General features: G+C 70.6%; 16 protein-coding genes and 4 pseudogenes. 12 read left to right on the forward strand and 8 right to left on the reverse strand.

The window, feature by feature from the left end:
• From ACFXKZ_RS30510 to ACFXKZ_RS30535, 6 genes and pseudogenes are all read left to right on the forward strand, one after another.
• Window positions 1–523 (forward strand): SMI1/KNR4 family protein (locus ACFXKZ_RS30510; RefSeq protein ID WP_380004423.1); only part of this gene is annotated, 523 nt, incomplete at its 5' end.
• 99 nt (window positions 524–622) lie between these two features.
• Window positions 623–1,186 carry a hypothetical protein gene (locus ACFXKZ_RS30515; protein WP_380004426.1) on the forward strand — a complete coding sequence of 188 codons (564 nt, stop codon included), beginning with the start codon at window positions 623–625 and terminating at the stop codon, window positions 1,184–1,186.
• A 245-nt stretch (window positions 1,187–1,431) separates the two neighbouring features.
• Window positions 1,432–2,322, forward strand: a complete 891-nt coding sequence (locus ACFXKZ_RS30520) for a carbon-nitrogen hydrolase family protein (protein WP_380004428.1) — start codon at window positions 1,432–1,434, stop codon at window positions 2,320–2,322.
• A gap of 551 nt (window positions 2,323–2,873) precedes the next feature.
• A pseudogene (locus tag ACFXKZ_RS30525) lies at window positions 2,874–3,283 on the forward strand (transposase); the annotation flags it as partial.
• Window positions 3,284–3,972: 689 nt separating this feature from the next.
• Complete coding sequence (locus ACFXKZ_RS30530; protein ID WP_380004430.1) at window positions 3,973–4,302, forward strand: hypothetical protein; 330 nt, start codon at window positions 3,973–3,975, stop codon at window positions 4,300–4,302.
• Complete coding sequence (locus ACFXKZ_RS30535; RefSeq protein ID WP_380004432.1) at window positions 4,302–4,622, forward strand: hypothetical protein; 321 nt, start codon at window positions 4,302–4,304, stop codon at window positions 4,620–4,622. The genes ACFXKZ_RS30530 and ACFXKZ_RS30535 overlap by 1 nt, the downstream gene beginning before the upstream one ends.
• Window positions 4,623–5,213: 591 nt before the next feature.
• Here ACFXKZ_RS30535 and ACFXKZ_RS30540 read toward each other — a convergent pair.
• The 4 genes and pseudogenes from ACFXKZ_RS30540 to ACFXKZ_RS30555 all read right to left on the reverse strand — a co-directional run.
• Window positions 5,214–5,699 (reverse strand): annotated as a pseudogene (locus ACFXKZ_RS30540) (cytochrome P450); the annotation flags it as partial.
• 48 nt (window positions 5,700–5,747) lie between these two features.
• Entirely contained in the window at window positions 5,748–6,089 is a 342-nt protein-coding gene (locus tag ACFXKZ_RS30545) for a transposase family protein (protein ID WP_380004434.1), read from the reverse strand.
• A 392-nt stretch (window positions 6,090–6,481) separates the two neighbouring features.
• Entirely contained in the window at window positions 6,482–7,318 is an 837-nt protein-coding gene (locus ACFXKZ_RS30550; protein ID WP_380004437.1) for an NmrA family NAD(P)-binding protein, read from the reverse strand.
• A gap of 27 nt (window positions 7,319–7,345) precedes the next feature.
• Window positions 7,346–8,899 carry an MFS transporter gene (locus ACFXKZ_RS30555; protein ID WP_380004439.1) on the reverse strand — a complete coding sequence of 518 codons (1,554 nt, stop codon included), beginning with the start codon at window positions 8,897–8,899 and terminating at the stop codon, window positions 7,346–7,348.
• Between the two features lie 192 nt (window positions 8,900–9,091).
• Between ACFXKZ_RS30555 and ACFXKZ_RS30560 the strand changes: the two genes are divergently transcribed.
• A complete protein-coding gene (locus ACFXKZ_RS30560; protein WP_380004441.1) occupies window positions 9,092–12,412 on the forward strand; it encodes a BTAD domain-containing putative transcriptional regulator in 3,321 nt (1,106 codons plus the stop codon).
• Here the strand turns inward: ACFXKZ_RS30560 and ACFXKZ_RS30565 are convergent.
• The 3 genes and pseudogenes from ACFXKZ_RS30565 to ACFXKZ_RS30575 all read right to left on the reverse strand — a co-directional run.
• Window positions 12,409–12,840 (reverse strand): annotated as a pseudogene (locus tag ACFXKZ_RS30565) (integrase core domain-containing protein); the annotation flags it as partial. The gene ACFXKZ_RS30560 and the pseudogene ACFXKZ_RS30565 sit on opposite strands and share 4 nt — an antisense overlap.
• A 454-nt stretch (window positions 12,841–13,294) precedes the next feature.
• On the reverse strand, window positions 13,295–14,671 hold the full coding sequence (locus tag ACFXKZ_RS30570) for a VWA domain-containing protein (RefSeq protein ID WP_380004443.1): 1,377 nt from the start codon (window positions 14,669–14,671) through the stop codon (window positions 13,295–13,297).
• 398 nt (window positions 14,672–15,069) lie between these two features.
• On the reverse strand, window positions 15,070–15,282 hold the full coding sequence (locus ACFXKZ_RS30575; RefSeq protein WP_380005039.1) for a hypothetical protein: 213 nt from the start codon (window positions 15,280–15,282) through the stop codon (window positions 15,070–15,072).
• 342 nt (window positions 15,283–15,624) lie between these two features.
• Between ACFXKZ_RS30575 and ACFXKZ_RS30580 the strand changes: the two genes are divergently transcribed.
• Together ACFXKZ_RS30580 and ACFXKZ_RS30585 are read left to right on the forward strand one after the other, a co-directional pair.
• Entirely contained in the window at window positions 15,625–16,455 is an 831-nt protein-coding gene (locus ACFXKZ_RS30580) for a helicase associated domain-containing protein (protein ID WP_380004445.1), read from the forward strand.
• A complete protein-coding gene (locus tag ACFXKZ_RS30585; protein WP_380004448.1) occupies window positions 16,452–16,697 on the forward strand; it encodes a hypothetical protein in 246 nt (81 codons plus the stop codon). The genes ACFXKZ_RS30580 and ACFXKZ_RS30585 overlap by 4 nt, the downstream gene beginning before the upstream one ends.
• A gap of 22 nt (window positions 16,698–16,719) precedes the next feature.
• Here ACFXKZ_RS30585 and ACFXKZ_RS30590 read toward each other — a convergent pair whose 3' ends face one another.
• Window positions 16,720–17,376, reverse strand: coding sequence for a Scr1 family TA system antitoxin-like transcriptional regulator (locus tag ACFXKZ_RS30590; protein ID WP_380004450.1), 657 nt, complete (start codon window positions 17,374–17,376; stop codon window positions 16,720–16,722).
• A gap of 564 nt (window positions 17,377–17,940) precedes the next feature.
• On the opposite strand from ACFXKZ_RS30590, the gene ACFXKZ_RS30595 reads away from it, so the two are divergent.
• The 3 genes and pseudogenes from ACFXKZ_RS30595 (at window position 17,941) to ACFXKZ_RS30605 (ending at window position 20,922) form a co-directional block, all read left to right on the forward strand.
• Window positions 17,941–19,188 carry a polyketide synthase gene (locus tag ACFXKZ_RS30595; RefSeq protein WP_380004452.1) on the forward strand — a complete coding sequence of 416 codons (1,248 nt, stop codon included), beginning with the start codon at window positions 17,941–17,943 and terminating at the stop codon, window positions 19,186–19,188.
• Window positions 19,185–19,529, forward strand: a pseudogene (locus ACFXKZ_RS30600) (acyltransferase domain-containing protein); the annotation flags it as partial. The gene ACFXKZ_RS30595 and the pseudogene ACFXKZ_RS30600, both read left to right, overlap by 4 nt.
• Complete coding sequence (locus ACFXKZ_RS30605) at window positions 19,492–20,922, forward strand: polyketide synthase dehydratase domain-containing protein (RefSeq protein ID WP_380004454.1); 1,431 nt, start codon at window positions 19,492–19,494, stop codon at window positions 20,920–20,922. The pseudogene ACFXKZ_RS30600 and the gene ACFXKZ_RS30605, both read left to right, overlap by 38 nt.
• Window positions 20,923–20,947: the final 25 nt, after the last annotated feature.

Consider the following 20,947-nt stretch of genomic DNA (forward strand, 5'->3'; position numbering starts at 1 on the left):
CCGTCGTCGGGACCTGACCGGCAACCATGACGTCCTGCTCGGTCCGTCCGAGCTGTATGTGGACGAGACCAAGGAGGCACTGGTCTTTCGGCATGAGAACCAGGGGGCCGCTTCCTGGGGGGTCCTCCTCGACACGCTTATGGACGACGACCCCGCCGTCTCCATCAGGTCCGACCTGGCCGACAAGGCTGCCGAACGCTGGGAGCCCTGGTTGGAACGGCTGTCCCTGTGCTTCATCGAAATCGTACTGTCGGAATCCGTCCAGGCCGATGGCGAACTCTGCGACTTCCTGTGCGACTTCGACGACCACGGCGTCGAGGTGCTGGAAGAGAACTGCACTCGACTGCCCTTCCCGGCCTATCCGATGGGCGAGGAAGAGCACGGCACCCGCTGGTTCCTCGGGCGTGACGTGCTCCTGCGTGACGACGACGGCACGGATCTCCTGGTCCGCGGCCGCACCGAAGCAGCCCTCGACGCAATACGCGACCTGCTCCCGGGCGATTGGCTGAACGACTCCCGGTAGATCACGTTCCGACCTGCTGCCGGCCACCCGCGCCGGCTGAGAGGAATCCGCAGCCGTCCGGCCTTGTGGGCGCCCGGCGGGTCCTGGCAGGTTGGGGGCGTGATCCTGTCGTTCGAGCGCGAGGGGCGTGCTGGTTCGGTGGAGGCGACCGTCGAGCGGGTCGAGGATCCCGCCGCGGTCGGACAGACCGCCGAGGCCAGGGGCTTCCCGTGCCTGACCGCCCGCATCGCCTACCCCGGTCGGGGCTACGACGGCATGTTCGGCTGGGTCCAACTCGTGCGCTCTACCGACGACGCGTCGGGCGGCGCGGCGTTCGGGATGGACCCGTTCGTACTCTTCCCCGATTCCCGGTCGCCCTACTGCTACTTCGGCCTGGCCCCGACCCTGTTCGACTCCCCCGCCAGATTCGACCGTGCGCCGATGTCCTGGCTCGCCCACACCTTCCTGGCCTGGACCCCGATCGCAGAGACCATCCAACGCCACGCCGTCCCCCTCGTCGGCTTCGCCTGGGGCTTCGACATCGACACCAGCGGGAACATCACGATCCATGGGCCCACGCCGCTGCCCGACACCGCCTGGACCGGCCACCTCCCCCTCCTGCGCACACAACACCCCGCGTGGACCTTCGCCCCACAACCCACCGCGCGAGACCGGAACACATAGCGCGCGACAGCGTCCTGCTCCGGGTAGGGCCGGCACTCGGATTCCTCGGGCCACCGGACCGTCCCCACCGCAGCCAAGGACCGGGGCGGCACTTTCGTTGCCGCGCAGCCGGATTGTTCAGTTCAGGACCGCACACAGGTTCATGGGCGCCGCAGCAACCAAGCTCGCCCGTCACGACGATGGTCGCCGGCCGAAGGCGGTCTCCGTATCCGGTCGTGCCGTGGGCGTGCCGTAGCGTGCCCGGTGTGGCGAGGACTTTGAGGATCGCGGTGGCGCAGAGCACGGTGCCGCAGGACCCCACCGACCGGGACTCGCTGCGGGCGGCCGGCCGGGAGATCCGGGCCCTGATGGGCGAGGCCGCCGGGGCGGGTGCGCGGCTGGTGCAGTTCACCGAGGGGGCGCTCACCTACCCGGGCGCCACGACGACCGCCGGGCCGGACGGTCGCCGGGTGCCGGCGGACTGGAGCCGCGCCGCGTGGGGGGTGCTGCGCGAGGAGGCGGAAGCGATCGCCGGGTGCGCCGGCGCGCTCGGGCTGTGGACGGTGTTCGGGTCGATCCATCCGCTCACCGAGCCGAACCGGCCGCACAACAGCCTGTACGTCGTCTCGGACCACGGGTGCTTGGTCGCCAGGTACGACAAGCGGTTCCTGTCGCACACCGAGGTGTCCTTCCTGTACTCCCCGGGCCGTGATCCGCTGGTCGTCGACGTGGACGGCCTGCGATTCGGCTTCGCCCTGTGCATCGAGGCCAGGTTCCCGGAGCTGTTCGCCGAGTACGAGCGCCTGGACGTGGACTGCGTCCTGCTGTCGGTGATGGCCGACGACGCCTCGATGGCGCACCTGGCCCGGTCGTACGGGACGCTCTACAACTACTGGGTGGGCTACTGCCCTCCGGCACAGTTCGGCGCGACGGCTCCGGCCGGGATCGTGGCTCCGGGCGGACGGTGGTTGGCCCGCGCAGCCGACCACGGCCGCCCCGGCTTAGCGGTCGCGGACATCGACCTCGACGCGCGCGAGCCCGACATCGACGCGGCCCTGCGATACGCGCGCCCATGGCGCCGCTCGGCCCGATCAGGGCTCTACGAGGGCCGAATACCGGTGGGCGATCTCCGTAGCGATACCCGCACAACATTCTGAAACGATCGCCGTCAACCAACCACCGCCACGACATCGACCAAATACACGCACCGGCAACCGGCCTGGACACCCTCGATCGGCCCTCGCGGCCCGGTCCCGCCACAGCCCCCACCAAGGCCAGACCACCCGACACCGACAACCCCGGTGTACCGAAGCACGCTGCTTGTCACCAGCGGCCGGCAAGGCAGACGTGTTGTCACCGGCGGACCATCCGACCGCACCCTGACCAGCAAGTGCCGTGACATCTAAACCGAACCGGGCTTCTGAAGCCTGTCGTTAGAGCGTGTATATGGGCACTCCTGCTCCTGACCGCCGTCACCGTTACAGCGTTCACTGGTCTGTGGTGCGAGCCCACCACACGGTGACCCCTTCCCAACGCCCGAGCCTTCGAGCTCCCGCATAGACCGGGGCCCGCGCGGTGCGCTGGAGTCACGAACCGCTGATGAGGTGGCGGACCGGTCTGTTGACCGAGTCCGTGAATTGGGTCGCTGCGTGACCCCGCACGCGCTCGCAACCAGCGCGAACACACCCACACCCCCGGGGATGAAGACGTGATCTACTGCGGAATCGATTGGGCCGAACACACCCACGACGTCGCCCTGGTCGACAACACCGGCAAACTGCCGGCCGAGCGCCACACCACCGACTACACCGCGTGCTACACCGTTGTGCTGGACCTTCTCGCCGACCACGGCGACACCGCAGACCAGCCCATACCGGTCACCATCGAGACCTCCTGCGGACTGCTGGTCGCCGTCCTCCGGCAGGGCAAACGGCAGGTGTTCGCGATCAACCCGATGACCGCCAGCCGCTGCCGCGATCGCATTCGGTCTCCCGGAAGAAGTCCGACTCCGGCGACGCCCTGGTTCGGGCCAACATCCTGCGCACCGATATGCATGCCCAGCGGCCCCTGCCCGACGACAGCGAGCTGGCCGGCGCCATCGCGGTTCTGGCCCGCGCCCCGGTCGGCAGAACGGCCTCTGCCGCCCCGAGGCCCGCGAGCTCGTGCGTACGGCCACCACTGGGCTCCAACGCCGAGGCGAATGGCGCCCACGTGGTCCTGGGTCTGCGCGTCGAAGTCCTCGACCGGACGACCTCGTCCGTGGGTGCACTCAGCGGACGCACGAACATCGCAACCGGGGGGCACTTCTACGCGTACGGGACGGCCGTACAAGTCGGCCCGCGAAAGTAGCCGGTGGTCGGCCGACCGCGCCCGAGACCGGACGGTCGATAGGCTCGCGGTTCCGGGACGTCGACGTCCTGCCGCCTGATGCCGTGCGTGCGGGGCGCCTGCGAGGGATTCGGCTCAGACCCGCGAACGGAATGGCGCCCACAGGGGAGGTCGACCGTGCCCCGGTGTTCGACGCCCGGGCGGAGTCGACGAGATCGGGGATCGCCCTGTCCATCCCCGCCGTACGGGGCCGGAACGCTGTCCCGAACACGGCTCGGACGAGCCGCTGACCAGGCACGACGGCGTCTGCGGTGTTCGGAACGGCACAGCGGTGTTGACCTTCGTGTCGGCAGCGGAAAGCCTTGTTCCTCGTCGACCGTGTCACCCGTCGGGTGCCCGCTCGACAAGGCCCGAGTGGCGAAAGCCGCTTGGTGGCCGGTTCTTTTCATCGAACGCTTCGAACATCGACGGGGGTTCACATGCGAATTCGTCACGTGCTCGCCGCTGCCGTCATCGGCACCTCACTGGTGACCGGTGCCATGGCCGTGCCTGCGCAAGCCACACCCGACGGCAGGGTCGGCGCATCCGCCAACCCTGCGGAATACGACTGCCCTCGGATCCACACGACCGGCCAGTACGCGTACACCTGGTGCCGCGTGTACAAGGGCAAGGTCCGTCTGATCGCCGACTGCTACGGCCCCGACAAGTACTCGGGCTGGATCACCCCGAAGCCGGGTAACCCGACCCAGCGGCTGCAGGCGGGACCGTGCATCCTCGGCCCCAACAGTGGTGTGCAGGGGGCATCCTGATGGCCGGCGGCCGAGGCAGGAGCCGCGTCGCACGATCCGCAGCCGTCGCCACGGCGGCGTTGCTGTTCGGGTTCGGCCCCGTCGCGGCGGCAAACGCCGCAGGCGACAGCGCCGGGTCCGGCTCGTCGACCGTCGTCGTCGCGCGGTGGACCGTGAACGTGAAATGCCCGGTCGAGCGCATCTCCGACCTGCACATCGTGGACGTGGTCTACGGGACGGGCACGGGATCCACCCACGCCAGTGCCAAGTCGAACGCTCTGAGGGACGCCAACAACCAGATCCCGAGGGGGCACCGCGCCCACCATTGCCGGGAAATCTGAACCGGGTCCCGAGGGGTCCTCACTGCCGCAGGGGTTGCCTGCCGGATGCCGTCCGGCAGACGACCCCTGCCGCGTCCCTGCTCGCAGCCCGAGCAATCGCGCCGCCGCACAGACCAGTTGCTCCCGGTACGAGATGCCGCTCCCCTGTTCGTACCGGCACCGATGTCGCCGTGGCGGCCGAGTTGTTCCAGCAGCAGCGTCCGCAGTTGCCGGGCGTAAGCGATCAGTGCGCCGCCTGCCCGGGCGGCGACGACGGGCCCGTGACGGGTGACGGCTGTGGTGATCGCGGTCGGCTTGGTGATGTGCCGCCCACCATGAAGCATCGTCGTCGCGTCCGCGCGGACCACTTCCGCCGCGCAAGATCCGAATACCAGCCCCCGGAATCGACCAACGGCGCGGCAGTTTGCGGGACTTCGCGTACGACGACGTCGTGGGAACGGCCCCTCTCCGTCGCGGGCGAGGCCGTGCACCAGATCAAGGTGACGCTGCAGGATGTCGACCCGACCGTCTCCGTTCGGTTCCTCGGGGTCGTCGCCCGCCGGCGTGGTGACCGCACGATGATCTGGATGCCGACCGAGGCGAGCCGGTCGTTCATTCTCTTTGGTCACCCTCCTCTCGTGTCTCCCACACGGCGGGGCGGGCAATCATGGTGGTTCCTTTGGGGGGGAGAGTGATTTCGGCCGCGGGGCGTACCCGGGTCCCGGGCGGAAGGGTGAGCCGCCAGTGACCGGCGATCATCGCGAGGGCGATGGTGGCCTCGATGGTGGCGTAGTGGTCGCCGATGCATTTGCGGGCACCGCTGCCGAAGGGAATGAGGGCCGCCGGTGCACGTGATGTGTTCGACCCGTCCTTCCACCGGTCGGGATCGAAGCGTTCGGGGTCGGGATACAGGTCCGTGCGGCGGTGGAGGAGGCCCGGACTGTAGGCGACCGTGCTTCCCGGCGGTAGGCGATAGCCCCCGAGTTCGGTCTCGCGCGTGGTGGTGCGGGTGAGGAGGAAGACCGGCGGGAACAGCCGGAAAGTCTCGGTGAGCACGCGTCCGGTCAGGTCCAGACGAGGCAGGTCGTCGAGGGTGGGGGGGTCGGCCCGCGAGGACGCGGTCGCACTCGTGCTGTACGGCGTCGTTCACGTCCGGATGCCGGGCAGTCCCCGGCTCCGTCGGCCGTGGCGGAATGTCAGCCCCGGCACCTGTTCGGCGAACGTGGCCTTCGGGCACGCCTGTTCGCGACAGCGGAACCGGCGGACCCGTAACTCCAGCACCATGCGTCGGCCTGCGGCGGCTTCGTCGAGCCGACGCACGTATCGGCTGTGGAGCCGGGCCGAGACCGTGCCGCACGACGGACACGCGGCATAGCCGCTGGTCGTGGTGGCGTGGAGGGTCACGCGGCGGGGCTGGATGGTGACGGTGTCGAGCACGCCATGGTCGGCGTGATGGAACCAGGGATCCTGAAGGAGAGTGTCAGCCACGAGAGTTCATCATCGCGGTCCGGGTGACGCTCCGTGGCTCCAGCACCAAAAGTGATCCAGAACAAGCTCCCCGGAACATTGACACCGGGACCGAAGACACCGGCGGTGGAGACGACTTCACGCTCATCCCCGCAAGCACACCCCACCCTCGAGCCGGCCGACGCAGGAATGTGCATCCCCACGACAGCCAGGCCACGCATGGGCCGGCGCCCCTTGGGCAGGCCACGACAGCGGTTCGGTCTTCCCGTGACAACCAACAATCCCGCGAGCAGCCGGACGACAACACCCAACTCGACAAAGAAGAAGCCCGGAACCGGAAGCGCTGTCACCAACCCGCCGACACCACACCGCACATTGCCCCGGACTCCCGGTCTCGCTGCCGCGGACGGTCCTCAGTGGGCGGCCGTGGTCCGAGACGGCGTCGTGAAGCGGTCGGTGTGTTCGGCCACCCACGCGGCGAACGTGCGCGCGGGGCGGCCGGTCACGCGCTCGACGGTGTCGACCACGGTCCTGGAGCCGTCGCTCGACGTGGCGTACCAGTCGACGACGTATTCGGCGTCCGGGCGGGAGACGCCGTCGGCGATCAGCCGGTCGACGGCCTGTTCGTGGGTGATCGGGAGAAAGGTCACGTCGCGACCGATCGCCCGGGACAGGACGGCGAGCCGTTCGCGAGAGGTCAGGGATTGGGGTCCGGTGAGGTTGTACGCGCGTCCCGCGTGCCCGTCGTCGAGCAGCGCGGCCGCGGCCACCGCTCCGATGTCGGCCTCGTGGACGAGCGCGCTGGGAAAGTCGTAGGGTTCCCGTACCACGCCCTCGGTCCGGATCGACTCGATCCAGGTCAACGTGTTGGACATGAATTCCTGCGGTTCCAGGCGGGTCCACTCCACACCCGAATCGGCCACGGCCTGCTCGACCGGTCCCATCCAGCCGCCCCACACCACGGTAATGCGTCGTACGCCCGCGTCGACCGCTTGGCGGACCAACTCGGGCCCGACCTCGGCGAGTCCCGCCGTCACGGTGATGTGCAGCCGGCTTACGCCTTCGAGGGCGTCGGCCAACTCCTGTGGGGCCGTGTGGGTGCCGGTCACCACCTCGGTGCCGGGCGGAAACATCCCCTCGGCGGCGGCCGGGTTCCGGGTGAGTGCCCGAACGTGCTCGCCGCGTCGGGCCAGCTCTGTCACCACGTGGCGTCCGGTGTTCCCGGTGGCGCCTGTAACCAGTGTCGTCATGGTGGATCTCCTGATCCTGGAGGGTTGTCAGGTGCTCGACAGCGCGTTGTCGGAGGGTGTGACGTCGCGACTCTTGCGCAGCATGGCCAGGGCCAGGGCCGCGCTGGTCGCGGTGATGACCGCGCACGCGACGCCGATGGCGTTCAGGCCGTTCGTGTAGGCCTCCGCGGCGGCGGCCAGCAGGTTCTCGGCGTCGTCGGCGGGCAGGTCCCGGGCCGCGGTGACGGCGTCTTCCATGCTTGCCGTGGCAGTGGCGGCGGCGCCGGGCGGGGTGTCGGCGGGGAGGTCGAGCGAGTCGCGGAAGACGGCGGCGCCGAGGCTGCCGAGGGTGGCGACACCGAGCGCGTTGCCCAGGTCGCCGCAGATGGAGGACAGAGCCGCCGCGGAGCCGCCGCGCTCCGGCGGCACGGACCCGACGACCAGGCTGGTGCCCAGTGCCCCCAGGGTACCGACGCCGATGAAGATGATCACGAATGCGGCCATCAGCAGTGGCAGTCCGCCGACCGGATCGACGAGGACGAGCATCAGGTAGCCGATCGTGCCGACGAGCAGACCCACCCCGATGACGGTGCCGGGCGCATGCCGCTTGGCAAGGATCGGCGCCAACTGCGCGGCGAGGATCGACGCGACGGCCGACGGCACCATCCACAGCCCCGCCCGCATGGGCGAAAGTCGCTCGACCATCTGGAGGAAGCCGGAGATGAAGAGGTAACCGCCGCCGGTGGCCAACATCGAGACCATCAGGATCGACAGCGCCGCGGTAAACGCGCCGACCTTGAAGAGCCTCAGGTCGAGGAGCGGGTCGGCCAACGTGCGCTGCCGCGACACGAACAGGGCACCGACGGCGACGCCGACACCGACAGCGGCGAGCGGCGTCGTCGCGAAGCCGTAGCGCGCGAGTTCCTTCAGGCCGTAGATGATCGACAGGATCGATGCGAGCGACAGAACGACGCTGAGGGGGTCGATTCTGCCGGCGTCGGCGTTCTTGTACTCGGGCAGGACGAGGGGCGCGACGATCAGCAGCACCACCATGACGGGTACACCCAGCAGGAACACCGAGCCCCACCAGAAGAACTCGAGCATCACGCCGCCGAGCGCCGGGCCCAGGGCCGTGCCCCCCATGAAGCAACCGGCCCATACGGCGATGGCGCGGCCGCGCTCGTACGGGTCGTGGAACATGTTGCCGATGAGGGCGAGCGTCGAGGGCATCAGCGTCGCGGCGGCGATGCCGAGCAGCGCGCGGGTGACGATCAGTGCTTCCGCGCTGGTGGACCAGGCGGCCGCGACGGAGGTGACGCCCACGGCTGTGGCACCGATCATCAGCAGCTTGCGGCGGCCGATCCGGTCGCCCAGCGCGCCCATCGTAATGAGGAAGCCGGCGATCAGAAAGCCGTAGATGTCCATGATCCACAGCGTCTGGGTACCGGTCGGCCGGATGTCCGCGGCCAGATGCGGCAGGGCCAGGTACAGCACGCTCTGGTCGAGGGAGATCAGCAGTGTGGGCAGGGCCAGTACCGCGAGCCCGAGCCATTCCCGGGATCCGGCCTTCCGAGGCGGGGTTTCCGGGGTGGTGGTGGACATCGATGACCTTCCTTGCTGCTTGGTACCGCTTGGCGCTTGGTCGTTCGTGCTTGGTGCGTGCCGCGTTCGATCCGTCGTGATCGCCACACTGCGCGGCCGCGCTCTCGGTGATCTCTCGGTGATCTCTCGGTCCGCTCCCGACCCCGCCGGCGTCGCGGCGGAGGAGTCGGCGCTGTGGGTTAGCCTGGCCGCATGCGTTTCGGGGTGCTGGGCCCACTGGAGGTTTGGGCCGCTGACGGGTCGAAGGTCAGGGTTCCCGAGCAGAAGGTGCGTGTCCTGCTTGCGTGTCTGTTGGCGCACAGGGGGCGACCGGTCTCCGTTGACCGGCTCGTGGAGGATCTTTGGGGTTCCAAGCCCCCGAACAATCCCCCGGGTCTGCTCCAGACGAAGGTGTGGCAGTTGCGGCGGGCCCTGGAGGGTGCCGAGCCGGGTGGGCGGTCTCTGGTGGTGTCGCGCCCGCCGGGGTACGAGTTGCGCGTCGGCCCCGACGCGGTGGACGCCGACCGATTCCGGGAGGCTCTCGATCGTGTCCGGGGGGTTGCCGATCCCCATGCCCGGGCGGCCTTGTTGGCGGATGCGTTGGTGCTCTGGCGCGGTCCCGCGTTCGCCGATTTCGTCGACGAGGAGTTCGCGCACGGCGCGACGGCCCTGCTGGAAGGGTTGCGGTTGACCGCGATCGAGGAGCAGGCCCAGGCACTCCTGGAGCTCGGTGGATACGCCCAAGTCGCCGACGAGCTGGAACACTTGGTGGAGGTCCACCCGCTGCGGGAGCGGATGCGCGCCGCGCACATGCGGGCGCTGTATCTCGTCGGCCGCCAAGACGCGGCGCTCCGCAGCTACGCGGATCTGCGTACCCGGCTGGCCGAGGAGCTGGGCGTGGACCCGGGGCCCGAGCTGACGGCCCTGCACCAGGCGATCCTCACGCAGGACCCGGCGCTGGCCGCCCCGCGGATCCCCGCCCCGCCACCTTCCGCCCCCGTTGCCCCGGCCCGTGCGCCGGGCGGTCTCCCGGCCGCACTGACCGAGCTGATCGGCCGTGACGAAGCGGTGGCGAGACTGCGCCCGCTGTTGGGCGCGCACCGACTGGTGACCCTCACCGGGCCCGGTGGTGTCGGGAAGACGCAGCTCGCGCTGGCAACCGCCGCGCGGCTCCGTGCGGAGTTCCCCGGGGGCATCCACCTCGCGGAATTCTCCGCGCTCGACCCGGTGTCGGCTGCCCAGGGGGGTGGGCACCCCGAGGTGACCGAGGTCGTCGGCGCCGTACTCGGGGTGCGGGACGACACCGCGCGCCCGGGAGACGGGCCGCTGTCGCCGGTCACGCGGGTCGCGCACGCGCTGGGCGAGGAACCGGTCCTGCTGATCCTCGACAACTGCGAGCATCTCGTCGCGCCGGTGGCGGAGTTGGCCGAGCAGTTGCTGAAGCAGACCCCCGCGCTCCACATCCTGGCCACCAGCCGGGTACCGCTCGGTGTCACCGGCGAGTGGCTGGAGGAGGTCTCCCCGCTGCGGCGGCCGACATCGATCGCGGGACTCGGTACCGCGGACGTGCGGGGGTTCAGCGCGATCGAGTTGTTCGTGGCGCGTGCCACCGCTGCCGCACCGGGTTTCGTTCTCGACGACGACACCCTGGACGCGGTGGTGTCGATCTGTCGGCGCCTGGACGGCCTTCCCCTGGCCTTGGAGATGGCCGCGCGGCGCGTGCGCGCGTTGGGCGTGCACGAACTGGCCGCCCGGCTGGACGACCGTTTCCACGTGTTGGCGGTCGGATCACGGGGCGCTCCGGCACGGCAGCGCACGCTCAGGGCCGTCATCGACTGGAGTTGGGAACTGCTCGGAAACCGGGAACAGGCGGTACTGCGCCGCCTGTCCGTACACGCCGACGGCTGCACGCTCGCCGCGGCCGAAGAGCTCTGCGCGGGCAACGGCGTGGCCCGCGCGGACGTTCTCGACCTCGTGTCCCGGCTCGTGGACTGCTCGCTGCTGGTCGTGACCGACGGCGCGGGCGTCTCGGCGGGCCCCCGCTACCGCACGACGGAGTCGGTGGCCGCGTACGCCGCGGAACGGCTGGCGGAATCCGGTGAGTCGGCCGAGTTCCGGCGCCGGTTCCGCGCCTACTACATGTCATTGGCCGAACAGGCCGAGTCCTTCCTGCGAGGTGACGGGCAGCGCGAGTGGCTGCGGCGGTTGGACGTCGAACACGCGAACCTGCGCTCCGCGTTGGACGGCGCCGTACGGGTCGGGGATGCCGAGTGCGCGCTTCGCCTGGTGAACGCCCTGGCGTGGTACTGGTGCCTGCGGGGGCGCAATGGCGAGGCCCGGCGCTCCCTGGCCTCGGCCCTGTCCGTCGCCGCGGGCTCCCCCGCGGTGCTGGTCGCGCCGGCGACGGCCTGGCTGGGGGGCGTCGAGTTGCGGCTCGGGGGCAGCGCGGACCCGGTCGGCGCGTATCGGGCGGCATTGCGACCGTACGACGGGATCGACGACCCGCTGGGGAAGGCGCGGTCGCAGTGGTTCGTGGCGTCCAACATGTACGGCATCGGTGATCCGGCGCCGAGCCGGAGCCTGGTCGAATCCGCACTCGTGGCGTTCCGGTCACTCGGCGACCGTTGGGGTACGGCGGCAGCGCTGGCCGGCCAGGCGTTCCACGCGAAACTGCACGGCGACTTCGATACGGTGCGCCTTCGCGGCGAGGAGAGCCTGCGGCTGTTTCGGGAACTGGGCGACCGGTGGGGGCAGTTGCAGGCCATGGTGCCATTGCAGACGTTTGCCGAGATCATGGGCGACTACGAACGCGCCGGGCGGCTGCACCGCGAGGGGTTGCGGATGGCCGAGGAATTGGAACTGTGGCCCGAGGTGTCCTTCCAGCTCTCCGGCTTGGGACGCATCGCCCTGCTCACGCGGGACTATCCGCGTGCCCGGGAGTTCCACGAGCGGGCCCGCCGAGTGGCGATCGCACAGTCCGACAGGTTCGGCGAACAGTACGCCGAGATCGGCCTCGGCATGGGCGCACGCCGCGAGGGAGACCTGGACGCCGCCGAAGCCCACTTGGAGAACGTGCTGGAACTGCACCGAAGGATGGGGTACGAGCCGGGCATGCCCGCGCTGATTCTGGCCGAGCTCGGCTTCATCGCCGAGTTGCGGGGCGACCCGAAGACCGCACTCGCAACGCAGGTCGACGGTCTGACCGCCGCCCGCGCCGTCGGGGACGTGCGATCGGTGGCGCTCGCGTTGGAGGGCCTGGCCGGTGCTCGGGTCCTGGCGGGCCACGCCGATCACGCAGCGCGCCTGCTGGCCTCCGCCGCGGCGGCCCGTCGCTCGGTCGGTACACCGCTGCCGGAGGGCGAACGGGACGACGTCGCCCGCATCGAGGCGCGGGCTCGCAACATCCTGGGCGATGCGCGGTTCGATGACGCGTACGGCGCGGAGGTGTCCTGGGACGACGCGCCGAGCGTGGAGGCTCTTTTCACGGACCCGTCGCCGACGCGCGGACCCCGGCCCGGCCCCGGCGCAGCCTAGCTGTATGGACCCGTGAGGTTGGTGACGCGGCCGGCGGGTGGGTGTCCCTTGCGCGCGGTGTGTCCGCGGTGGTGATTGTAGGAGTGCAGCCGGAGCCCGGGAACGCCTCGCGCCGCTCGGTCTCGGTGCGGTAGGGCTTCGCGTAGGCCCGTTCGTCGAGCAGGGTGCGGTTGAACCGCTCGACCCTGCCGTTGGTCGGCGGCCGATACGGACGAGTCCGCTTGTGCGATATCCCCTGCCCCACAAGGGGGTTGCGCCGGCCGTACGACTTTTAACCGGATCCGTTGTCGGTCAGGACCCGTTGGACGACGATGCCGCACGAGGCGAAGTAGGCGTGCGCGATTCCGGAACGCGACGGCGGCCTCCTTCTTCTCGTCTGTGAGGATTTCGCCGTAGGCGAGGCGGGAGTGGTCGTCGACGGCGTTGTGGCAGGCCGCCGGGCGCGGTGTACCCGACCATCGCCGCGGCGTGACCAGTCCGTGCCACAGCAGGCGTCCGGGGTCCCGCCAGGCCGGGAAACCCGGCCGGCCGTGTTGGAGCCGGTGGACCACCTCCAAGCGGTGGCCCAGGTTGAGCAGCCATCCGACAACCGGTACCAACAGCCATGCCGCGCCGATCAACACGTCGGTCCGCGCGGCGCGATCCGCGATCGGGAACCGAAACGAGGTACGCGGCCGCAGCGGCGCGTTCAGGCTGACCGGGTTGTTCGGCATCAGGGCCGTAGGCTACCTGCCGGCCGGGTGGTTCAGGCGGAAATGTCGGTTGGTACGCCGTCACGCCGGACGCACCATGACGTCGACGACGGCCACCCCGCCCGGGCGATCCCCCGCCGCACCGCGGGCCCGACTCGGCCGGTTGCTCGCGGTGGCGGCACCGGCGCGATCAGCCGAGCAGTCGTGCCGTACGGGCGGCGGCGAGCCAGTGGGGGAACTCGCCGAGCAGGCGGTCGTACAGGTCGTCGTCGGTGACCGAGTCGAAGTCGTCGAGGGCGAAGAAGTTGCAGTTGTCGACGATGCGCCCGGGCAGGGTGTCGAGGCGTTCGAGGACGCCGTACCGGCTGTTCCCCAGTCCGATGAACTGCCAGAACACCGGGTGTTCGGCGGCGGAGGTGAGGATGCGGGCCATCTCGTCGTCGGCCCACACGTCGCCGTCGGACACGAACAGGACGAGGGTGAGCAGTCCGTCGGCGGAGCGGCGATAGGCGGACACCAACTCGCGCATCACCACGGGTTCGTCGTTGCCGACGCCGACGTTGTCCGGCCACTTGCGGAACTGTTTCGTCCAGCGCCCGAGTTCGGGTATGCGCAAGGGGTCGCGTAGCCGGCGGGCGCGGTCGGCGTACAACCACACGTCCAGGGTGCCGTCGTCGTCGAGGCGGGCCGCGACCGGCGCCAGGCGCTCCAGCATGCGCGCGACGGTGCCGCTTCCGTACACGTCGTACATGGACCCGGAGGCGTCCAGGACGAGCACCACGTGTGCCTGGGTGCCGGCGAGTCCCTTCTTCTCCAGACACCCCGCGACCCGTTCCTTGCGCAGGTCGATCCGCCGGGCGAGGTCGGCGGGCAGGGTCGCGGTGTCCCGGGTGGGATTCGCGCCCGTCGCGGCGGGTGGTGACACGGGCGTCGGCGCGGGACGGCCCGCGGTCGGCGTCGCGGTACGGCCCACCGTGTGGGCGGTTGCCGGCCGCGCCGATTCGTCGGCGACGTCCACTCCGTAGTCGGTGGCCAGTCCCGCCAGGCCGGTGGCGTAGCCCTGACCGACGGACCGTAGCTTCCAGCCGCCTTGACGGCGGTAGAACTCGACCACGACCAGAAGCGTCTCCGTGCCGCCGCCGGAGCCCGGGCAGTGCGCCGCGAACGCGCCCGAACCACGTGGGTCCTGGGCATCGACCCGCGCGACGTGCGTGGCCAGGTCGGTGACATCGGCGAAACGTCCGCCGTCGACCGACGCCGCGACCAGCACACGTTCGACGTCGGGCGGTAGGTCGCCGAGCGAAACCCGGACCGCCACCCGTGTACCGCCCTCTCCCGAGACGTCGACGCAGCGCACCGCGCCGCCGGCGCCCGATGGCTGGTTGTAGAAGACGAAGTCGGCATCCGAGCGCACGCGTCCGTCGGTACCGAGCAGCAGCGCGCACAGGTCCGGGGCGGGCGTACCCGGTCGGGGCGCAAACGCCAAGGTGACGTCCAGAACTCCGGTGGACACCGCCGTATCGGCACCCGCCGGCAGCGCCTGCGGCTGGTTGGGCATCGAACGCATCGGCCTCTTCTGGCTCACCCGTCCCCGCGCGCCGCACACGGGTGCGGTTGTCACATCGCGGCCCGTGAACGGTTCCCGACGCGGATGCGGATGCGCGGTGGCGTGGCACGAGACGAGGTGTGACATGGCCCGAGTTGGAGGAGAGCGCGACCGGCTTCCGGGTCGCTCACCCGCGCCGGGCGTCCGCGCCCTGCCCGGCGTGCGTGGCCAGGCCCAGGAGCGTGGTGCCCACGGCCATGGTGACGACCGCCGCGAGCAGGAGCATCCAGGTTGAGCCCAACGACCGGAGTTTGGTCCACTCGGCGGCCACGGCTCCCGGCAGACCGCCGCCCCGAACCCGGCGAAGGGCGCGACGGCACGCTCGCCGCCGGCGAGCGTGCCGTCGCGCGTGGGCGCTGTCATGATGCGGCCACCTCGTGCCGCTCGCCGGATCCGCCGCGCCGGCCCGAGAACTCGACCCTGCCGCCGACGAGTTCCACGTACGCCTCCTCCAGTGATGTCTCGACCGCGCGCAGTTCGTGCAGTGCGACACGCAACTCGTGGGAGACGTCGCCGACACGCTCGGCGGTGTGGCCGGTGACGACCATCGCCGTCGGCGCCGACCACCGCACGGAGGCACCTCGACGGCCAACCGCCGTGCGAGCGGGCGCAATCGGTCCGGTTCGGGTCCCCGGACCCGCACGATCGGGCGGGACGCGTGCGCGAGGAGGTCCGCGATCGGGCGGTGGGCGATGAGCCGGCCCCGCCCGAGGAGCACCAGCCGATCGGCGACCGTCTCCATCTCGCTCATCAAGTGGCTCGACACGAACACCGTGCGTCCCTCGGCCGCCGACCCGCGCGGGAAGGCGCGCATCCACACCACGCCGTCGTGGTCGAGACCGTTGACCGGCTCGTCGAGCAAAAGCACCTTCGGATCGCCCGGAATCGCGCCCGCGATACCCAGCCGCTGCCGCATGCCCAAGGAGAACGAGCCGGCGGGCCACCCGGCCGCATCGGCGCGGCACGCGCGCCGGCGGGCGCGCAGCATGGCGGACGCGCGCGCCGAGCACCTTGATCAGGCACACGCCTACTGGCAGCGCGCCTGCTACGCCGTGCGCGACCTCGTCCACCCCGGCCACCCGCTCAACCCCGAAGGCGCGTTCGCGGGACTGGACGATGAACTGGGCCAATGGCTCAACACCCAGTGCGTGAACTACCGCGGCCTCGCCGAGGAACAACGTCGTCAACTCGCCGCCATCGGCCTGACCGATGAGGCCGCCGCAACCGCCAGACCCAACCCCGCCACCCGAAAACCCAGCCTGGAAACGGGTCTTCACTACGCCCGCTCCCACGTCGCACTCCACGGCAACCTCGACGTGGCACCCTCCGCCCGACACCAGGGCTTCCCACTGGGCGCCTGGCTGGCGCGCCAACGACACCAAGCGGCCCTGCACGCCGCCAAATTCGGACAACGCCGACGAGCCGCCGCCCGACGACTCCCCCGCGAACGCGTCAAAGGCGGTGTCGACGGCGGCGGCGACGTGTTCGGCGAGGGCCTGTCCGTTGGAGGCCCGGCGTTCCTGCTCCGCACGGGTCTCGGCCAGGATCAGGCCGGCGGCGGCGGACGCGTCGTCGTCCCGGTCGTCGACGTCGAATGTTCGCCCGGTCGCACGCGGGCTCGTCGTCTCGTTCGGGTGAACCGCCCGCGCCCGAGGCGGATGGGTGCGATTGTTGGCGGGTGCCTTTCGCGGGGTCCACACATTCGCTTCCGGCGTGTCGTGCGGGCTGTGCCCCGCGGAGGATGACAGGGAACGGCTCCGGTCGCGACAACACGCGGCCGGAGCTGGCCAAGCTACGGGAGAGGGCGGGCGAACGGGACGGCGCCGAACGCCTGGCCCACGAAACCGCCGACGCCGGAAACACCATCGAACTGGCACAGGTGGCCGCCCTGCGGGAGGAGGCGGGCGACCGCGATGGCGCCGAACGCCTACGCGCGTTGCTCCGTCGTGGTCTCGACGCCGACGACGAATCTCCTGTTGACAGGTAAGCCGGCGTCAGGTCGGAAGCGCCTACGGCCCGACTCCGGTGGCCGGGGCCCGCCCCTTTGGGCAGTCTCTGTCAATGATCACCCATATGACACCACACCCACACGACGCGACGCGCTGGGCCCGCGCCGTCGGAACGGTCGGGCCCGGCGCGACTGCGGATCGACGCCGGCCCGTCCCTGTGATCTCGCCGTCGAAGGCGAGCCAACTCGGTGGCGAGGTCTTGGGGCCCCGGGTGATCGTGGTCGTCTCGGTGTTCTCGCCGAGGCAGACCTGCGGGAACGTCATCGCGGTGGGCAGGTACCGCGGTTGCTCCGCCGTGGTGGGCGTGTCCGCGATGCGGTGCCGCAGGACGGCCTCCTCGATCACCAGGACGAACCGGTGCCCGGCCCGGTGAACGATCCGGAATCTCGCAACCGGGGCGTCCGCGGCCTGTGGGGTGTCGTCGGGGGTGTCGCAGAAGCGGGTAATCGAGCAGGGCAACGCGCTCGCGTACGCGTGGGTCTGCAGGAATCCGGGGATGACGTCCGCGCTGTAGGGGCGAAACGTCGACGTGTCCTCGTACAGCCCGTGGTACGACTCCTTTGGGATCGACGCTGTGGCGTAGCACGACCGCCAAGCGGGACCTCGGGCCGGAGTCCGCCGGCCCGAGGGCGCCAGGCGAAGCGCGACGTTGCCCACGAGCGACGGCCTTGGCCACCTCGCCGTGCCGTGCAGGGCCGTGCAGGGCGGGGCGAACATACCCGCGCGTGGGCGGCCCCTGGCTTTGGCCATCCCCGGGCACACGGACCGACCGCCCAAGTCCACCCAGCGCGCGTGCGGCCCCTGCTGCGGCAGCTGTTCCCGTGAGCCGGCCCATCCGATGGCGCCACCCTGGATCGCCACTACTACGTCGGCTACGCGAGGTCCCCTGCGGCCGTCGATCAACTGCGCGTTGTGCAACACCCCCAGGCTCAGCAGCGTGCGCCCCCAAAATCTCCCCGCCGTGCCCCCGGCGCCCATCTGCGCCTCCCGCGCGCCCTGGCGTGTGTACGTCGAGCGAGGCGCACTGGAGCCAGTGTCCTTCCGCTCGGATCCTGGGAGGTGGCCGTGCCTGCGCTCCCTGCCGGTCTGCCATCTCCGGGCGCTCGTCGGATGGCACGAGGCTTACGACAACGCTGGAGCGCGACCGGTTGTTAACGGCCGGTTCGTTCCGGCCATTCGCCGGAGCCAGGGCACCGCGATCGTCGACAGGACGGACCCCCGATGTCCGCATCAGAGCGTGAACCGATCGCGATCATCGGCATCGGTTGCCGGTTCCCCGGCCGTGTGGAGAGCGCGGCAGGGCTGTGGAATCTGGCGGCCGAGGGCCGACGGACGACGCGCCCGGTGCCGATGGATCGGTGGGATGCCGGGAAACTGGCGGCCCTGCACGACCCGGAGTTGGCCGCGCGAGCGGGGCACGGCTGCTTCCTGGAGGGGGAGGTGTGGGCTTGGGACCCGGGAGCGTTCTCCGTCGCGCCGATGGAACAACGTTGGGTGGACCCGCAGTTCCGTGTGCTGATGGAGGTCGCCTGGCAAGCCGTCGAGCATGCCGGGGTACCGATGGACACGATGCGTGGATCACGCACCGGCGTGTACATGGGCACCTACGCGCCGGACAACCTCTTCCGAGAGGCCCGACCGGTCCAGGACGCTCCCAACAGTCCCTATCTCTTCGGGAACTTCACCGCCGACGCGGCGGGCCGGGTGGCGTTCTCGATGGATCTGCGCGGCCCGGTGATGGTGGTCAGCACACACTGCTCCTCCGGTCTCGTCGCCCTGGACAGCGCGTGCGGCGCACTCACGTTGGGCAAGTGCGACACCGCGCTGGCCGGGGCGGTGCTGCTGATGCTCTCGCCCGAGACGCACTACTACGAAGCCCCCTTGTTGCTGTCCGAGGCCGGTGGGTGTTTCGCCTTCGATTCGCGGGCCGACGGCTACGTACGGGGCGAGGGCGCGGGCGTGCTCGTCCTGAAACGGTTGGCCGACGCCCGACGCGGCGGGGACCGGGTGCTGGCCCTCATTCGGGGCAGCGCGGTCAACAACGACGGCCAGGCCGGTCGCCTCACCGCGCCCTCCGCTCTGATGCAGCGGCAATTGTTCCGCGAGGCGGTCGCCAAGGCGGGGATCGACCCGGGCGAGGTCGGGCTGGTGGAGGCCCACGGTCCCGGAACCACGGTCGGCGATCCGATCGAGTACATCTCCGTCAACGCCGTCTACGGACGCGGCAGGGGCCGGTGTGCCCTGGGTTCGATCAAGACGAACATCGGACACTCGGAACCCGTGTCGGGTATCGCGGGGGCCATCAAAGCCGTGGAATCCCTGCGCCGCGCGGCCATCCCGCCCAACGCCACCTTCAAGGAATGGAATCCCGCCGTCTCGCGGGACGAGGGCTCTCGGCTCTTCGTGCCGACCGAGCTCACCCGCTGGCCGGTGGACGGTGCGGTGCGGCCGGCGACCGTGTGTTCATGAGGTTGATCGACGTGGAGGTCGCTTCGCATTCCTCGCAGGTCGATCCCATTCTCGCCGCACTGCACACGGCACTTGCCGATGTGCCCGAGGCCCGCCCTCGGATCCCCTTCTACTCCACCGTGTCGCGCGACCCGCTGGAACCGGGCGTCGTGGACAGGGCGTACTGGGTGCGCAACCAGCGTGATCCGGTGCGCTTCCACACGGCCGTCTCCGCCGCGCTCGCCGCCGGGCACCGACTGTTCATCGAGTGCAGCGCCCACCCCCTCGCGGTACGCCCGATCCTGGACGTCGCCGGCGCGGACGGTGCTTTCGATACCGTCGCTGTCGACAGCCTGCGGCAGGGCACGGACGACCAGGACGCTTTTCTGGGCCACCTCGGCGCCCTGCACGCGGCCGGCTACGACGGCATCGACTTCGGCACCCACTACCGCGACGGCAACCTCGTCGACGTGCCCGTCACCGACTGGCATCGCACCCGCCACCGCGGCGACGAGCCCGCCTACCGGCTGGTCGCCCCCGCACTGCCGGGAGCAACCCAGCACCCCTTGCTGGGCGGTCACGTCCGCGACCCGGACACCCCCCGCACGCCACCTGTGGCAGACCCCGGTCGGCCCGCGACTGCTGCCCTGGCTCGCGGACCACGCCGTGGCCGACGTGCCGGTGCTGCCCGGCACCGGCATGGTGGAGATGATGCCGGCCGCCGGCGCCCGCACGTTCGGCACCGATCGGATCGCGGCCTCGGACGTGCACATGCTGAGCCCGCTCGTTCTCGATCCCGAGCCGCAGGTCACCACCCGACTGATCCACCACGCCGACAACGGCACCGCGTTCGTCGAGATCCTGACCACCGGCGACGACGGCATGACCGTGCACGCCCGCGGCACCGTGCGGCCACTGCCCGAACACGATCACCCCGCGCTGCTGACCGCGGCCGAGTCGAATCCCCAACGGTGGCGCGACAGCGACGTCGCCGCCCTCCACCGCACCTTCCGAGACCGGCACGACGTCTTCCACGGCCCGGCTTTCTCGGCGATCGACCACATCCGAGTGCACCCCACCAAAGACCTGGCCCTGTCCACACTGCACACCCACGACAGCGCCCGAGTCTCCGCCTGGACCATGTCCCTGTACCCGGCCCTCGCCGACCAGGTGATACAGACCGCCGTCTCCGCGTGGCTCGCCCATTACACCCTCGCCCCGGGCCCGGTGGTGGTCGCGCGATTCGACGAGGTACGGGTCTACCGACCGACGGCCCACACCCGCACCGCCGCGATACGGGTACACACCGCGGACGATCTGGGGTGCACGGCCTCCGCCCGGCCGGCCACCGCCGACGGCACTGTCGTCGCCGTGATCAGCGGCCTGCGCGTCGCCAACGTCACCCCACCCGAAGAACGATTCACCGGCAGACTCCTCCACCAGGCACAGATCCTTGCCCCCGCACCTGCGGAGCGATCCCGCGCCACCGACGGCACCTGGATCGTACTCACCACGGACGAGAGCGCCTGGCCCGTCGAACTCGCCCGCGAACTGGGGAAGCAGACGGCGGAATGCCGTCTGCTTCCCCTCGCCGACCCGGCCGCACCGGCCCCCTGCACGGGAATCGCCCTGGCCATGGGCGACGAGCAAACGGGCCGGACGCCCGCCGAGGCCGCCCGCATCCTGGTCACCCGAACCGTGGCTCTCGTACGCCGGCTCACCTCATGGGACCCCCGCCCCGGCTGTGGATCCTGAACGAAGCAGGCCGGGCACCGACGGC

Source organism: Embleya sp. NPDC059237 (assembly GCF_042754105.1).
Taxonomy (GTDB): Bacteria; Actinomycetota; Actinomycetes; order Streptomycetales; family Streptomycetaceae; genus Embleya.

Excerpts from the sequence above, each read along its gene's own strand:
- ACFXKZ_RS30530 (WP_380004430.1), top strand. The coding sequence starts at position 3,973 with ATGCGAATTCGTCACGTGCTCGCCGCTGCCGTCATCGGCACCTCACTG.
- ACFXKZ_RS30535 (WP_380004432.1), top strand. The coding sequence starts at position 4,302 with ATGGCCGGCGGCCGAGGCAGGAGCCGCGTCGCACGATCCGCAGCCGTC.
- ACFXKZ_RS30550 (WP_380004437.1), bottom strand. The coding sequence starts at position 7,318 with ATGACGACACTGGTTACAGGCGCCACCGGGAACACCGGACGCCACGTG.
- ACFXKZ_RS30555 (WP_380004439.1), bottom strand. The coding sequence starts at position 8,899 with ATGTCCACCACCACCCCGGAAACCCCGCCTCGGAAGGCCGGATCCCGG.
- ACFXKZ_RS30560 (WP_380004441.1), top strand. The coding sequence starts at position 9,092 with ATGCGTTTCGGGGTGCTGGGCCCACTGGAGGTTTGGGCCGCTGACGGG.
- ACFXKZ_RS30570 (WP_380004443.1), bottom strand. The coding sequence starts at position 14,671 with ATGCGTTCGATGCCCAACCAGCCGCAGGCGCTGCCGGCGGGTGCCGAT.
- ACFXKZ_RS30580 (WP_380004445.1), top strand. The coding sequence starts at position 15,625 with ATGCCCAAGGAGAACGAGCCGGCGGGCCACCCGGCCGCATCGGCGCGG.
- ACFXKZ_RS30585 (WP_380004448.1), top strand. The coding sequence starts at position 16,452 with ATGACAGGGAACGGCTCCGGTCGCGACAACACGCGGCCGGAGCTGGCC.
- ACFXKZ_RS30595 (WP_380004452.1), top strand. The coding sequence starts at position 17,941 with ATGTCCGCATCAGAGCGTGAACCGATCGCGATCATCGGCATCGGTTGC.